This is a genomic window from Enterobacter sp. DC4 (assembly GCF_000568095.1).
GTDB lineage: Bacteria > Pseudomonadota > Gammaproteobacteria > Enterobacterales > Enterobacteriaceae > Enterobacter > Enterobacter pseudoroggenkampii.
The window spans coordinates 213,417-227,439 of the sequence record NZ_AZUB01000006.1 but is presented as its reverse complement, the minus strand read 5'-3'; the positions used below and the strand labels follow the sequence as shown (position 1 = coordinate 227,439).

At 56.5% G+C, this 14,023-nt stretch carries 12 protein-coding genes; 4 read left to right on the top strand and 8 right to left on the bottom strand.

All coding sequences use genetic code 11. The features are described from left to right. Positions 1 to 62 precede the first annotated feature (62 nt). Genes P349_RS06275 through P349_RS06285 form a run of 3 tightly spaced genes read left to right on the top strand, consistent with a single transcriptional unit; the run spans position 63 to position 4,838 of the window. The gene (locus P349_RS06275) at positions 63 to 1,466 is read left to right on the top strand and encodes a TolC family outer membrane protein (RefSeq protein ID WP_032647949.1); all 1,404 of its coding nucleotides are present in this window, start codon (positions 63 to 65) and stop codon (positions 1,464 to 1,466) included. Continuing rightward, positions 1,463 to 3,658, top strand: coding sequence for a type I secretion system permease/ATPase (locus tag P349_RS06280; protein WP_024908316.1), 2,196 nt, complete (start codon positions 1,463 to 1,465; stop codon positions 3,656 to 3,658). The genes P349_RS06275 and P349_RS06280 overlap by 4 nt, the downstream gene beginning before the upstream one ends. Positions 3,659 to 3,668: 10 nt before the next feature. Next, a complete protein-coding gene (locus P349_RS06285) occupies positions 3,669 to 4,838 on the top strand; it encodes an HlyD family efflux transporter periplasmic adaptor subunit (RefSeq protein ID WP_152540067.1) in 1,170 nt (389 codons plus the stop codon). Positions 4,839 to 4,886: 48 nt separating this feature from the next. Here the strand turns inward: P349_RS06285 and P349_RS06290 are convergent, their stop codons facing one another. Next, positions 4,887 to 5,624: an AraC family transcriptional regulator gene (locus P349_RS06290; RefSeq protein WP_032647951.1), complete on the bottom strand. Its 738-nt coding sequence runs from the start codon at positions 5,622 to 5,624 to the stop codon at positions 4,887 to 4,889. A 97-nt stretch (positions 5,625 to 5,721) separates the two neighbouring features. Between P349_RS06290 and P349_RS06295 the strand changes: the two genes are divergently transcribed. Continuing rightward, the gene (locus tag P349_RS06295) at positions 5,722 to 6,141 is read left to right on the top strand and encodes a nuclear transport factor 2 family protein (RefSeq protein WP_032647953.1); all 420 of its coding nucleotides are present in this window, start codon (positions 5,722 to 5,724) and stop codon (positions 6,139 to 6,141) included. A 2-nt stretch (positions 6,142 to 6,143) separates the two neighbouring features. On the opposite strand, the gene P349_RS06300 is transcribed toward P349_RS06295, so the two are convergent. The 7 genes from P349_RS06300 to P349_RS06325 form a co-directional block, all read right to left on the bottom strand. Next, positions 6,144 to 6,662, bottom strand: coding sequence for a DUF6622 family protein (locus P349_RS06300; protein WP_032647955.1), 519 nt, complete (start codon positions 6,660 to 6,662; stop codon positions 6,144 to 6,146). Positions 6,663 to 6,746: 84 nt separating this feature from the next. After that, positions 6,747 to 7,781, bottom strand: coding sequence for a fimbrial protein (locus tag P349_RS06305; RefSeq protein WP_081758217.1), 1,035 nt, complete (start codon positions 7,779 to 7,781; stop codon positions 6,747 to 6,749). An 11-nt stretch (positions 7,782 to 7,792) separates the two neighbouring features. Further along, positions 7,793 to 10,321: a fimbria/pilus outer membrane usher protein gene (locus tag P349_RS06310; protein ID WP_050597513.1), complete on the bottom strand. Its 2,529-nt coding sequence runs from the start codon at positions 10,319 to 10,321 to the stop codon at positions 7,793 to 7,795. Between the two features lie 44 nt (positions 10,322 to 10,365). After that, positions 10,366 to 11,028 carry a fimbrial biogenesis chaperone gene (locus P349_RS06315; protein ID WP_050597512.1) on the bottom strand — a complete coding sequence of 221 codons (663 nt, stop codon included), beginning with the start codon at positions 11,026 to 11,028 and terminating at the stop codon, positions 10,366 to 10,368. 35 nt (positions 11,029 to 11,063) lie between these two features. Next, complete coding sequence (locus P349_RS06320) at positions 11,064 to 11,609, bottom strand: fimbrial protein (RefSeq protein WP_032647958.1); 546 nt, start codon at positions 11,607 to 11,609, stop codon at positions 11,064 to 11,066. 99 nt (positions 11,610 to 11,708) lie between these two features. After that, entirely contained in the window at positions 11,709 to 12,332 is a 624-nt protein-coding gene (locus P349_RS25010; RefSeq protein WP_050597511.1) for a LuxR C-terminal-related transcriptional regulator, read from the bottom strand. A gap of 385 nt (positions 12,333 to 12,717) precedes the next feature. Then, entirely contained in the window at positions 12,718 to 13,899 is a 1,182-nt protein-coding gene (locus tag P349_RS06325) for an aminotransferase-like domain-containing protein (RefSeq protein ID WP_032647962.1), read from the bottom strand. Positions 13,900 to 14,023 lie beyond the last annotated feature (124 nt).

Sequence of the window (14,023 nt, the reverse complement as noted above, 5' to 3'; positions counted from 1 at the left end):
CCCGGGCGCACAGCGCCCGGGCATAAATAATAAAGCCGTACTCTTTTTATTAGGGACATGACATGGGAATGAAGATGCCTTACTGGTGGCTCTCGTGCTGCCTGATATCTGTGCCCGCTTTCTGTGCAAATCCGGCGGCGACCATCAATACCGGACAGCTTCGCGAAACGCAGGAACTCCCCTCACTCAACGGTCGCGTGGCCCCGGTAGCAGGCAACGCCGCTCCCGGTTCATTGCAGCTTGGCGAGGCCGTCAACCGCGCCGTCACCTGGCACCCGGCTATCAGCGAAGCCGTGGGGAAACTCTACCAGCAGAGCGAAGAGGTGGACGTCGCGAAATCAAAATACTATCCGCAGATTAATGCCGGCGTGGACAACGGTTATTCCCACGACGGCGATCAGAACGGCTTTACGCCATCGCTGGTGCTTTCTCTCTCACAAATGCTCTACGACTTTGGCAAAGTAGCCAGCCAGGTGCGCGCCGAGAGCGCTGGCGTTGCCCAGCAGCAGGCCAACGTGCTGGTGAGTATCGACACCATCGCCCACGATACCGCCGTCGCCATGGTACAGGTGCAAACCTGGCAGCAGATGGTCGACACCGCCAAAGAGCAGCTTGAAGCCCTCTCTTCCATCGGCACGCTGACCCGCCAGCGTAACGACGAGGGCGCCACGTCGCTCTCTGACGTGGTGCAGACCGATGCGCGTATCGAAGGCGCTCGCGCCCAGCTGATGCAGTACCAGGCCAGCCTCGACAGCGCCCGCGCCACGCTGATGAGCTTTCTCGGCTGGAACAGCCTGAACACGATCAGCAATGACTTTCCGCAAAAGCTGGGTCGGAGCTGCGATATCGCCGAGCCAGACGACCGTCTGGTTCCCGCCGTTCTCGCTGCCTGGGCGCAGGCTAACGTCGCCCAGGCTAACCTCGACTACGCCGATGCGCAGATGACGCCAACCGTCTCACTGGAGCCGGAGGTGCGTCACTACATGAATGACCGCTATGCAGGCAGCGAAACGCGGGATCGCACCCAGTATTCCGCCTGGGTGAAAGTGCAGATGCCGCTCTATCAGGGCGGCGGCCTCACCGCCCGGCGTAACGCTGCCGGACACGCGGTGGAGGCGGCGCAGTCCACCATTCAGCGCACGCGCCTTGATGTCCGCCAGAAACTGCTGGAAGCCCGTAGCCAGGTGATGAGTCTGCAAAGCACGCTGCAAATCCAGGGCCGCCAGGAAGCCCTCAGCGCCCGCACCCGTGAGCTGTACCAGCAGCAATATCTTGACCTCGGCTCACGCCCGCTGCTCGACGTGCTCAACGCCGAACAGGAGGTCTATCAGGCGCGCTTCACCCAGCAGCAGACCCTCGGTCAGCTGCACCAGCTGCAGCTCAACTGCCTGTATAACACCGGACAGTTGCGTCATGCGTTCGATCTTGATAACCGCACCATCCAGACCGTGGAGATCCAGCCATGAAGCAGCGTGATATCCCGCAAGGTGAAAACATGACGGATGAGGCGCTGGCGCAGTGGGCGCAGGCCTTTGGCTTTATCGCCACCCGCTACCGCGTCGCCTGCTCGCCCGGCGCGCTGATCGCAGGCGCACCGTGGCTGAAAGGCAAACCGATGGTACCCGCCCTCACCCAGCTGGCGCGTGAGGCGGGGTTGTCGTTTCAACTGCTCACCGCTGACCAGCAGTCGATCAACAGTTGGCGTCTGCCGGTGGTGGTGGCGCTGAATGACGGCCGGGTCGGCGCGATCGAGCACTTCGACGGCGACGACACGCTGGAAGTCAGCTTTTTCGGCGATGAGACCTACACCAACCGGCTGTCGATGACGGCGATGCTGCCCGCTATCCGCCACGTTATTGCCCTGCGTCCACTCGCCGCACTGAAGGACAGCCGCGTGGACGCCTATATCTCAAAATACCGGCCGGACTGGCTCTACCGCCTGGTGATGCGCGATCTCCGCCCCTACAGCTGGGTGATGCTGGCCGCGCTGTTTATCAACGTGCTCTCCCTCTCCGGCATTGTCTTTTCCATGCAGGTGTATGACCGGGTGATCCCCGCCCAGTCCTACCCGACGCTGTACGTCCTGACCATCGGGGTGCTGATTGCCACCCTGTTTGGCTTTGTGCTGCGCGTGGCGCGCGGGCACATTATGGATCTGCTGGGCAAGCGCTCGGATATGCGCGTCTCGGATCGCGTATTCGGCCACGCGCTGCGGCTGCGCAACAGCGCGATCCCCCGATCCACCGGGAGCTTTATCTCACAGCTACGCGAGCTGGAGCAGATCCGCGAGATGGTCACCTCATCCACCATCTCGACGATTGTCGACCTGCCCTTCTTTTTACTGTTCGTGGTGGTGCTGGCGATCATCGCCCCGCAGCTGGCGTGGATCGCCCCGGTCGCGGCGGTGATCATGGTCCTGCCCGGCCTGCTGCTGCAGAAGAAGCTAGCGGAGCTGGCGAAACAGTCGGCTCATGAATCGACCCTGCGCAACGCGGTGCTGGTGGAGAGCGTGCAGGGGCTGGAGGACATCAAGCTGATGCAGGCGGAAAACCGCTTTTTGCAGCAGTGGAACAGCTATATCCAGATCACCGCCGAATCAGGCCTGCGCACCCGCGAGCTGACGCAGAACCTGATTAGCTGGGGGATGACCATCCAGAGCCTGGTTTACGCCGGAGTGATTGTGGTCGGCGCGCCGATGGTGATCGACGGCACCCTGACCACCGGCTCGGTGGTCGCCGCGTCGATGCTGGCCTCCCGCATGATCGCCCCGATGGCGACGCTGTGCGGCGTGCTGGCGCGCTGGCAGCAGGTCAAAGCGGCAAAAGAGGGGCTGGACAGCATCATGCAGCTTCCCACCGAAAACCAGCGCGAGGAGACACCGATCCGCCAGGACGTGCTGCGCGGTCACTACCTCTTCGAGCAGGCGCAGTTCCGCTATCAGCCGGACGATCCGCGTATGGCACTGCGCATTAACCGGCTGGAGATCCGGCCGGGTGAGAAAGTGGCGATCCTCGGGCGCAACGGCGCGGGCAAATCGACCCTGCTGCAGGCCATGGCGGGCGGGATGGATCTGGCAGCCGGCGAGCTGCGACTTGATAACTTCAGCCTGCCGCATCTCGACGTTGCCGACGTCCGGCGCAACGTCGGCTTTATGACCCAGAACGCCCGGCTGTTTTACGGCACCCTGCGCGAAAACATTACCCTCGGCATGCCGCGCGCCACCGACGAAGAGATCTTTGAGGCACTGGAGCTGACCGGTGCGGCGGGCTTCGTGCAGAAGCTGCCCAAAGGGCTGGACTACCCGATCATGGAAAACGGCGTGGGGTTATCCGGCGGGCAGCGCCAGTCGATTCTGCTGGCGCGAATGCTCCTGCGCGATCCGAATATCGTGCTGATGGATGAACCCACCGCGTCGCTCGACGAGCACACCGAGCGGGAATTTATCCAGCGCCTGGGCGACTGGCTCGGGCACCGCACCCTGATTGTCGCTACGCATCGCGTACCGGTTCTGGAACTGGTGGAGCGTGTAGTGGTGTTGAAAGAGGGGATGCTGGTGATGGACGCGCCAAAAGCCCAGGCGCTGAACAACAGCCGTATGCAGCAACAGCAGCAGGCAGCAACCGGACGGGAGTGGAAAAATGAAAATCAGTCAGCGTGACGTGGCGGCAATGGACGATCTGGATAATGCCCTCGACTCCGAAAGCGGCTACACCGGCGCGCGTCGGATCGTGATCTTCTCGCTGCTGATGTTTGTGGTGCTGGGCGTCTGGGCGTGGTTTGGCATGCTGGATGAGGTATCAACCGGCTCGGGTAAAGTGATCCCCAGCTCGCGCGAGCAGGTTTTACAGTCGCTGGACGGGGGGATCCTCACCGAGCTGAACGTCCACGAGGGGGATCAGGTGCAGGCCGGGCAGGTGCTGGCGCGGCTTGATCCTACCCGTTCCGAGTCGAACGTCGGCGAAAGCGCGGCGCGCTACCGGGCTTCACTGGCCTCCAGCGCCCGCCTGTACGCCGAGGTGAACGATCTCCCGCTGAAGTTCCCCCCTTCGCTGGCAAAATGGCCGGATCTGATTGCCGACGAAACGCGGCTGTACAACTCGCGCCGCGCGCAGCTGGAGGATACCCAGCGGGAGCTTCGCGCCGCGTTAGATCTCGCCAATAAAGAGCTGGCCATCACCCAGCGTCTGGTGAAAACCGGGGCCGCCAGCCACGTGGAGGTGCTGCGCCTGCAGCGGCAGAAAAGCGATCTGGAGCTGAAGCTCACCGACGTGCGCTCGCAGTATTACGTCCAGGCGCGCGAGGCGCTCTCCAAGGCCAACGCGGAGGTGGATATGGTTTCGGCGATCCTCAAGGGCCGCCAGGATTCCGTCACCCGTCTGACGGTAAAATCCCCGGTGCGCGGGATCGTGAAAAACATCAAGGTCACCACCATCGGCGGGGTGATCCCGCCCAACGGCGAGCTGATGGAAATTGTGCCGGTAGACGATCACCTGCTGATTGAAACCCGCCTGTCACCGCGCGACATCGCCTTTATCCACCCGAACCAGGAGGCGCTGGTGAAGATCACCGCCTACGATTACGCCATTTACGGCGGGCTGCACGGGGTCGTGGAGACGATATCCCCGGACACTATTCAGGACGAGGCCAAGCCGGAGGTGTTTTACTACCGGGTGTTTATCCGCACCAGCCAGGATTACCTGGTGAATAAGGCGGGCAGGCACTTCTCGATTGTGCCGGGGATGATTGCCACGGTGGACATTAAGACCGGCGAGAAAACGGTGCTGGATTATCTGATTAAGCCGTTTAACCGGGCGAAAGAGGCGCTGAGGGAGCGGTAGTCAATCGCCGGGTGGCGGCTTCGCCTTACCCGGCCTACATTGTAAAGCTCAGCGGGACGTGGGGAGGGCATCAGACCGCAACATCGCCCACTGCCCCGGTGTTTTACCGGTCCATGCTCTGAAAACCTCAATAAATGCGCTGACGCTGCTGTAGCCGCAGGACAGCGCAATCCACCCTACCGGCTTCCCTGCCGCCAGCCACTCCATTGCCTGCATGACGCGCGCCAGCTGCCGCCAGTTAACAAAGTTCATTCCGGTCTGGGCACTAAACCGACGATTGAACGTACGTACGCTCATCCCCGCACGGCGGGCATGGCTCTCGACCGTCTGGTTATCATCGACAAACTGCAGCAAATGGCTGACCACGTTCTTCAGACGCGGATCCGTCGGCACGGGCAGAGAAAAGTGAATCTGGGGCGTCAGGGCAAGCTCATCCAGCAGCAAAGTCAGCTTTCGCGGATCGTACTCGTTCTCTGCACCACATAAACGGGAAAACAGTGCATGAGTGAGATCGTCGGGCTCGAACAGCGCGGGCGCATCGGGAAGCCCTGCACAGCAGGCGGGGTCAAGATAGATGGCGCAGCCTTCTATTGCGCTTTCAGAAAAAGCGGCGTGCTGCTGACCTGGCGGGATCCAGCCGATGTGTTTTGCCGGTACGACCGAGCGCGTCTGCTGCGTCTCAATGACCAACAGACCCGTTGCAATGCGCCACAGCTGGCCGGTGCGATGACTGTGCCACGGTGTTCGATACCCGCCGGGATGACGGAGCGTTTCAAAACTGACCATCTCATTTTGACCGAAAATCGTTATTCATCGACCTATTACAGAAACCACGTCTTCGGCTGTCAAGGATAATGGGGACTCAACCACATAAGGAGCCCGTATGAGCATTATCACGTCCCTGGTAGCCCAGCCTGACAACGCCGCGCAGCGCGAAAAAATGGCGTGCCTGTTAACCCGCTTATTCAACGGCGATATCGATCCGGCAGAGGTATTTACGCCCGATTACCAGCAGTTTACGGACGGTCACGCGCTTGACTACCGGGGTTTTGTCCAGCATCTGAGCCACGTCAGCTCACAGATCCGCACGATCGCCTTTACCGTAGTGGAGATAGCCTGTCATGACGAACTTCTGGCTGACCGGCATATCGTGACGGTCACATATCCCGATGGTCGTCAGGCAGAGATAGAGGTTTATCTGTTTGCCACGCTGCGTGAAGGGAAAATCTGGCGGATCCATGAAGTCACGCGAGCCCTCAGCGGCGATGCTTCAGATCGCACCCTGGCACACGCGACAGAATAACGTCACTCCGCCGGGCGCGGCGCGGTACGGCTAAACACCTCAACATACCGCGTAAACTTGCCGATAAACACCCCGGCAAACAGCCCGCCGGAGACAATCGCAAGGGCGCTGATGGCGGGCTGCTGCAGCGTCTGTGGCGCGATGGCGCTCATTATCCCCAGCACGTATTTCACCGCGAACGCCAGCATCATAAACGGCAGCGCTGTGTAGTCAGCCTGGCGGCAAAGGGTGCGCGGCGCGGCGGCGCGTGTTACCGCCGTCGGGCGAATCAATGCGTAACCCAGCGCAGCGCCAGCCAGAATGCCCGCAAGCCACATCGACAGCGTCGCGACGCTGAGGGTGCGGTACATCACCAGATCGTAAATATCCCATAGCAGAAAAATGGCCGGGATTATCGCCAGTTTTTCCAGCGTGACCGTGGCGGGCCGGCGGGCCCGGAGCCCACGAGAAACCAGAAACACAAACAGCACCCAGACCCAGATGGGGGTGTGCGTCAGAATACCAGTCAGTTGTTCGAACATAGCTGTTTACCGTGGGCGTCACGCGGCCGTTATCGCGCGGGATAAGTATTACGCAAAATAGCCCGCACGCAATCCCCACTTTTGTTACTTGAACGTCACGGTAAAGGTGGCTGTCGCACTGTAATCCCCAAGCTTCGGCGTCGTGGTCGTCCATATAAACCCTGCGTGATAATCATGCGTGAGCCGATCTCCACCGATCGTTCCTATCTCCTGCGGCGTGTTCAGCGCAATGCGCGGCTCCATCAGGCTGCTGGCGGAAATGATAAAGCCAAAGCCGCTGTCTGCCGCGGGCATGATGATTGCCCCGTCTTTGACCGTATTCGTCGAGCTTAACGTCATCAGCAACGTCTCCCCCGTGCAGGTTTTACCGCTGGCTTCACGCGTCAAATCGACCTGTAGCGTAAAGGGTTTTGTTTTCTCAATCTTACCGGGCGTCGCCCAGCTTCCGTTGATGACGCCAAAGTCGAGAGTATCGGGTACCAGCACCACTTTTGGCGTGCAGGCCAGAAAGGTGATTTTATCCAGCCCGGTAATGGTCAGGTTAAAGTTACCGTCCTGAGTCACCGTGCCGCCTCGCAAACCGCCCACGCCGTCCACCTGAAAGAGCGACAGGCTGACATCCCCCATCACTTTGCCATTGGTGGCCGCCGGAAGGCCGGTGGTTTTGATGTAAACCTGATAGGTGAGCGTGAACGTCTGCGGGGCCGCCGGGGAGAGACAGCCTTTGTTGCCGTTAGGGCGGCACACCGTTCCGGGACCAATTTCTATTTTATCGCCCTTCTTCAGCTTGTAATCGACGTTCCTGAAGGTAATGCCGATCTCAAGAGAGTTATGCACGTTTTTCACCGCATCTTTCGGATCGAGCCACAAATAGGCGCTCTCGCCGTTTGGATAGGCGTCAGTGTCAGAGCAGGTAAACGTCGCCGTGATGGGTGACGATACCCATATTTTGGTGTTGGTGCCGAAGTCACCGATCGACGCTTTGATGATGCTGTTAATGGCAACGTACTGGCTGACCGAGCCCTGGGCTTTACAGGTCAGCGCCATAACGGTGGAAGAAAACAGGCCGAAGCAAAAAATCACCGCAGCGTACAGCATATGTCGTCCCTGAAATTGCATTGTCCTCTCCTTTATCGACAAATTGCGCTGATCTCGCGATAGCCCGCGGTATCCTGGTCACGCCGTTCCTCATCCGGAAGCTGGATGCGACACTGTTCGTCGTCCCCCTCCCCCCAGCGAATGGCGATCGTTTCGCCCGGCAGTACGCCTGAAACAAAAATATCACCGTCAGGCCCGACAATGCCGTTGTTACGCCCGCCCCGGCTGTAGGCCTGTGCGCCAACCGGCGGCACGCTGTTGTCGGGTCGTTTGCTGTGAATCAGCACGCTGTCGCCCCGATATGTTTCAAACGTCACGCGCGTAATCGCGCCGCGGGTAGGGACGTTGTTCTGGGTGGCAACAGGCACGTCCAGCCCCTCCGGGAAGTCCAGGGTGTTTAACGACCAGGTATTGTTGCGATAAGGAATCGCATGCGGGGCAACGGCATAGCCCGCAGCGTCGATCCGCACTCCGGCCTGATTCTCTACCCTCACCCCCTGCGCATCCTGAGCCTCAATCAGGGTAAATGTGCTGCCCGGCGGCTGAGTCAGCGTCACGCCGCCAGCGTGAGCAAGAATGCCGCCGCTGAGATTCATGCTGCTTTGCTGCACATCTTCCGCTCTGGAATAGCCCAGCCACAGGTTTCCGGCGCCTCCCTTGTAGCCCATGCTCAGATCGCCCGCCGTCCCCTCGGCATCGTTTTGCTGTACCTGCATGGCATAGCTGAGGCGGTTATCCTCAAGCAGGGAGCCACTCAGCCCCGCGGAGGACGACACGTTTCCGGCACGATCGGCATGAAGGTCTGTCGTCGCCGTCGCCGGGTGGCTGCCAAAGCTGAGCGGCAGGGACAGGCGCAGGTTAATGCTGCTGTCATTTGCGATGTAGTGGTTGCGCGTATTCTGGTAGTACAGACTCCAGGTCACATTGCCCAGCCGTGAGGTAAAGCCAGACTGGACCGTGGTATCAGAACCGGCATCCTGCCAGTAGCTTTGCTTGCTGAAGGTGAGATAAAGCTGACTGATTTCACCAATCTGCTGGCTCATCGAGATATCCAGCCGCGCTTTTTTGGTTGCGTAGCGGCTGTCGTAATGGATTTCAGGCTTTGACGCGACCCAGTCAGGGTTACTCTGGTCAGCATCATCCCAGTAGTAGGTTTTATATCGGCCATTATCCCAGCGGCGACGTTCCTGAACCGACTCCTGGAAATCGTAATAACCGGACGAGGAGTAACGATAGCCCGCCACCTGAAAATCGGTGCGGGCATCGAGAAAGGATTTCGCGTACAGGAAGCGAGCGCTCCCCCCTTGCTCATCGTCGCCCCGCGCCAGCTTCGTGTCGGATAACGCCAGATCGACGGACAGCGCGCCAAAATGCCCCATGTTTTTGCCCACGCCCATCGCCGCGCTGCGGTAGTGTTCCGCCGAAAGCAGGCCACCCGACAGGGTTACCGTATCGCTCATCCCTCTGGAGAGCTGGCTTTCAACAAACGCAGGCGCATAACCGTCGGCACCGTCATGATATTTTGCGGCCGTGATTTCATAGTTCCACTGCCCCTTGCGAACCAGCCCCGGGAGCACGGTATAGGGGATCACCAGATTGGTTTTCCGTCCGTCGGTTTCAATGATGGTGACAAACAGATCGCCGCTCTGACTGACCGGCACAATATCATCAAACGCGAACGGTCCCGGCGGTACGTTGGTGGAGTAGATCAGATACTTATTCTGTCGTACCTCCACGCGAGCATTGCTTTCCGCCACGCCTCTGACGATGGGGGCATAGCGCGACTGGCTGTCTGCACGCATCATGGGCTCCGAGGCCAGCTGCACTCCGCGAAACGGAATGCTGTCGTACAGGGTTGTTCCGGTACTCCCTTGCCCCAGCAGCAGACGACTCCTGATTGACGGAAGCGCCCTTTCAGCCCACGACGAGACGTTTTTCCAGTGGCCCGTTTCCCCATCCCGCTTTGTCAGGTTCGCCATCTGGCGTAAGCGCCACGCCCCCAGATTGATGCCGTTATTCAGGTAAAGGTAGGCGTACTGGCTGTTTTGCCCGTTGCTTCTGATGGTGTTCGCCGCCAGGCTATAGTTCACAAAAGCGGCATTGATGCCCTCGTCGTAACGCGTGGCGGGTACCGTTCCGCGCGGTTGCGTCAGCATATTGAGCTGGGGAACCTGAATATCCAGCCGGTGCTCGGTCATCGTAACGTTCATGGACGCACCCGCAATCCGGCGCTCGAGGGGATAGCACGACTCGTCATCGTCAGCGGGAAGATCGACGGACCACGCGCGCAGCCGATCGGCGCTAATGCATGGGTGCAGCGCGCTGTCGGACTTATCGCGGACGATCTCAACGTCACGCTGTTCAACGAGCTTTCGGTTAACGTAAACATCGAGGGAATAGGTTCCGGGAATAATGCCGGAATCAGGGTCGATCAAATTAATGAGCGATTGTTCGCCCGTTCCATGAAAAAATGCGGTGTTGTATTCACTTTGCGCCAGACATTCGCTGCCGGAAACCAGTAAAGAGGTGAGCGCGCACAGGGATATCCATGTTCGTTGCATAATGGTTCATCCATGACATTATTTAATAATCTGCAACCGTGGGCTTACTGCATTTTAACGTCGGCAACGCCGCCGTAATCGTTAATGTACGTTAAGCCAACCACTCGCGAACCTTTGGGAAAATGAATCGTTTCGCTGCCAAAGGGCGCAATCATCGGGGCCGTTATTTTTTGTTCTTTTCCCTGCGGAGTTTTAATCATTAACTGACTCAGGCTAATATGCAGAGGCCCAGGATTGCTGACGACCAATGCATCGCTATTTTTCGTCAGTTTTAGCTGGCCTATCTGCTCGTCCAGTTTTGCCTTCATCCCAACCGGGCGATAAAAAAGCTTAAGGCGCGTTCGAATCGCCAGCTGCATCACATTAGGCTCGCTGGCCCTGGGTGGTATTTCCTGAACGTTAATCCAGTAAACGCTTTCTCTGTCGGCCGGTAATCCTTTACCGGAATAGATAAAACGTAAGACGGCGGATTGATCGGGTTTCACCTTCATAATAGGCGGCGTCACCACCATCTCTTTTCCGGGCTTGTCTGAATCTTCGTCCAGCCAGGACTGGATAATATAATTTTTCTGCGACGCGTTATGCAGCGTCAACGAGGCCGATTTATTCTCACCGGAATAAATCACCCGTGAACTTTCAATCTGAATAGCTGAAATAGCCGATGCGGAGTACAGCGCGAATAGCGCAATAATAAGTGACTTCATCATACCACCTTAAAAGCAGGCCCGAAGGCCTGCTCCTGTTATTGTTGAACAATGGTGAAGGTGGCCGTTGCGTTTGCTTCCCCGGTGGTGACCGCATCCTGGTTATAGGCGTAATAGTTCGCTTTCAGGAAGAACGTCCCGCTGCCCGAGGTGTCACCTTCGGCAATGGTGATGCTGGCATCGGATTTATCAAGGGTTTTGGATAAGGTAATGTTCTGGTCGGAGATATCTTTAATCTGAATCCCCACCCCTTTTGCCGTGGTGCTGGCGGCCGCGTTATCCAGGTCCAGCACGTTCGGCTGACCGGACGGGCTGACGCCGTCAAGAACCAGATAATAGGTGCCCGGCTGACAGCCTGTCAGGTTAATGGCAAAACCCACCTCCGGACCGTTGGCATTTTGTTTTAAGGTTTCCATCGGAATAGTTCCCATCGGAACCGTAATTTCGGCAGCACTTTCCCCGGAGAGCTTGCAGGAAGATGAGCCAATTTGCCCAACAAATTTTAACTTACCGTCTGCCGCATGGGCAAAAGAGGTAAAAAGCCCCAGGGCAACCATCGCCGCGCAAAGAGATTTCAATTTCATATACAGCTCCTTCTGTTTATACAACATATTATGAATAACAGTGCATCGCTTCTGCCTGAATACTACACCCGCATAAAACGCTTCATTTCCCGGCGGACGTTATGTCACCTTTATATCCGTTGTCAGGTAGTGATAAAGCCCGGTAAGACTCTCAACCTGGAGTTTGGAATAAATGTTACGCCGGTGAATACTGACCATTTTCTCACTAATATCAACCTGCCGGGAGATCTCTTTATTACCTTTCCCTGTAATAAAAAACGGCATCAGGTCTAATTCTCGGTGGGTGAGATTTGAATTTTTCTTAATCATCGCCCAGGTTTTATTGGTCACGGATTTTGAAATAATCTGGCCAGCCTTATCTTTGACCATAAAAGTGCTGAGTTTTTCAAACGATTCACTATTATCAATTAAGATATCCGCGACCGAGTCCAGCAAAATATTTTCAGTCACTTCCACAATTCGCGCATTAGTCGTAATAATAAGTATATTGTCAAAAACATTCTGGCGCTTCATCTTTAACAGTAACAACAGTAAACCATGGTCAGCAATATAATAGTCAATGATTATCGTGACCGGTGATCTCATTACCATCGTGCTCAGCGTTACGCTGGCTTTTTCAAATGCTAAAAACTTCAGTTCCTGCTTATCTCTCTGGCAATTTTGTATGATTTCACTCAACCCAATTCTGAACCAGACATTATCAGATACACAAATAATCATCATCCGTAACCTTATACTGATCCATGTATAACATTCCGGGAATAGAGCCTGCGAAGTGATTTAACCCTGAGCGAACGCTAAAAAAATCATCCAACGACTGCGCTTATTCCATGAGACATTATTCAGATCAAAATGAATGAGATGCAAATAAGAATATGGGCAACAAGTGTAAGAGCAATCCGAAAAAGGATAATACAAAAAATGCTTTTCTTGGAAAAAAATCATTAATAATTAATTAGTTAGATAATGTTAATTTTGGTATTACTTTTCGAATACAATCCAAAAACATGGCCCGGGTATGATCCTGCGCAAGTAAACGTGAAGTTCCTGATCTGCATTTTCAGCTTCACCGCTTAAATAACGTCCAGAATCATACCCCGCCATTCTGTTATAAAGAAGCTTTCAGGCGTCGAACGGCCTCTTTCAGCTCTTCATCCGTTGGCGTCACAAATGACATGCGCAGCGTCGTTGGGTCTGGCTCATTGCAGTAGAAAAATTCGCCGGGCACAAATACCACGCCGTTACTTAACGTTTTTTCCAGCCAGCGGGTGGTGTTCATGCCGTTGTTCATTTTCGCCCACAGGAACATGCCGCCCTTCGGCTTGTGGAACGACATCACGTCGCCCAGCTCGGCTTCCAGCTCGGTTGCGAACGTCTGGTATTTCTGGCGATAGGCTTCGCGGATCATTTTAATCTGATCGGCCAGACGACCGGTTTTCAGGTATTCATACGTCATCAGCTGCGACAGCGTGCTGGTGTGCAGATCGGTGGTTTGCTTAAGGTTCACTACCGCTCGCTTCAGCCATTCCGGCACCAGCACCCAGCCTACGCGAGTACCCGGCGCGAGGATTTTAGAGAAGGTCGAGGTATACACCACGTTCTCTTCATTGCCGATATCTTTGGCATGGGCGATTAACGGGCGGAAGACTTCATCGGTATAATTAATTTCGCTGTACGGATCGTCTTCAATAATCACGAAGTCATAGCGCTTCGATAATTCCACCAGCTGCTTACGGCGCGCTTCAGAAAGAGTTACCCCGCCAGGGTTGCCAAACGTCGGAACAATATAGACCGCTTTGATGGTTTTATTTGCCGCCAGCGCTTCAAGCTCATCCACCTTCATGCCGTCGCCGTCGGTGCCAACGGATTCAAAATTCGCCTGCGCCAGGCCGAAGACCTGCAGCGCAGCGAGATAGGTAGGACGCTCAACCACAACGGTGTCACCCGGGTTGATTAACGCACGCGCCAGCACGTCAAGCGATTGCTGTGAACCAGAGGTCACGACCACATCATCGGCCTTACAGGCGATACCGCGCCCCTCGCAGATGCGTTTAATTTCCTCGCGCAGTCCAGGTACGCCTTCCGTCAGGCCGTACTGGAACGCCTCGCCAAAATGCTGAGATAATACGGCATCAGCGGCAATTTTCAGCCCTTCACGATCGAACAGATCAGGGTTTGGAATACCGCCCCCCAGCGAGATCACGCCCGCCATTTTGCTGTGTTTCAATAATTCACGGATGGCAGATGATTGCAGGCCCTGCGCGCTGCTGGCGAGTTTACTCACGGACATTCTCTTGTTACCTTCTTTTTTTATGATATGACCACTCTTACTAGCACAAGTCCCCGGATTTTTCATGCGCTTCGTAGGATCTGCTCGATGTGGGCTTCTATGCCAGCACATTCTCATAAGGCAT

Excerpts from the sequence above, each read along its gene's own strand:
- P349_RS06300 (WP_032647955.1), bottom strand. The coding sequence starts at position 6,662 with ATGTTCGAACAACTGACTGGTATTCTGACGCACACCCCCATCTGGGTC.
- P349_RS06320 (WP_032647958.1), bottom strand. The coding sequence starts at position 11,609 with ATGAAATTGAAATCTCTTTGCGCGGCGATGGTTGCCCTGGGGCTTTTT.
- P349_RS06275 (WP_032647949.1), top strand. The coding sequence starts at position 63 with ATGGGAATGAAGATGCCTTACTGGTGGCTCTCGTGCTGCCTGATATCT.
- P349_RS06305 (WP_081758217.1), bottom strand. The coding sequence starts at position 7,781 with ATGCAATTTCAGGGACGACATATGCTGTACGCTGCGGTGATTTTTTGC.
- P349_RS25010 (WP_050597511.1), bottom strand. The coding sequence starts at position 12,332 with ATGATGATTATTTGTGTATCTGATAATGTCTGGTTCAGAATTGGGTTG.
- P349_RS06310 (WP_050597513.1), bottom strand. The coding sequence starts at position 10,321 with ATGCAACGAACATGGATATCCCTGTGCGCGCTCACCTCTTTACTGGTT.
- P349_RS06290 (WP_032647951.1), bottom strand. The coding sequence starts at position 5,624 with ATGGTCAGTTTTGAAACGCTCCGTCATCCCGGCGGGTATCGAACACCG.
- P349_RS06325 (WP_032647962.1), bottom strand. The coding sequence starts at position 13,899 with ATGTCCGTGAGTAAACTCGCCAGCAGCGCGCAGGGCCTGCAATCATCT.
- P349_RS06285 (WP_152540067.1), top strand. The coding sequence starts at position 3,669 with ATGGACGATCTGGATAATGCCCTCGACTCCGAAAGCGGCTACACCGGC.
- P349_RS06295 (WP_032647953.1), top strand. The coding sequence starts at position 5,722 with ATGAGCATTATCACGTCCCTGGTAGCCCAGCCTGACAACGCCGCGCAG.
- P349_RS06315 (WP_050597512.1), bottom strand. The coding sequence starts at position 11,028 with ATGATGAAGTCACTTATTATTGCGCTATTCGCGCTGTACTCCGCATCG.
- P349_RS06280 (WP_024908316.1), top strand. The coding sequence starts at position 1,463 with ATGAAGCAGCGTGATATCCCGCAAGGTGAAAACATGACGGATGAGGCG.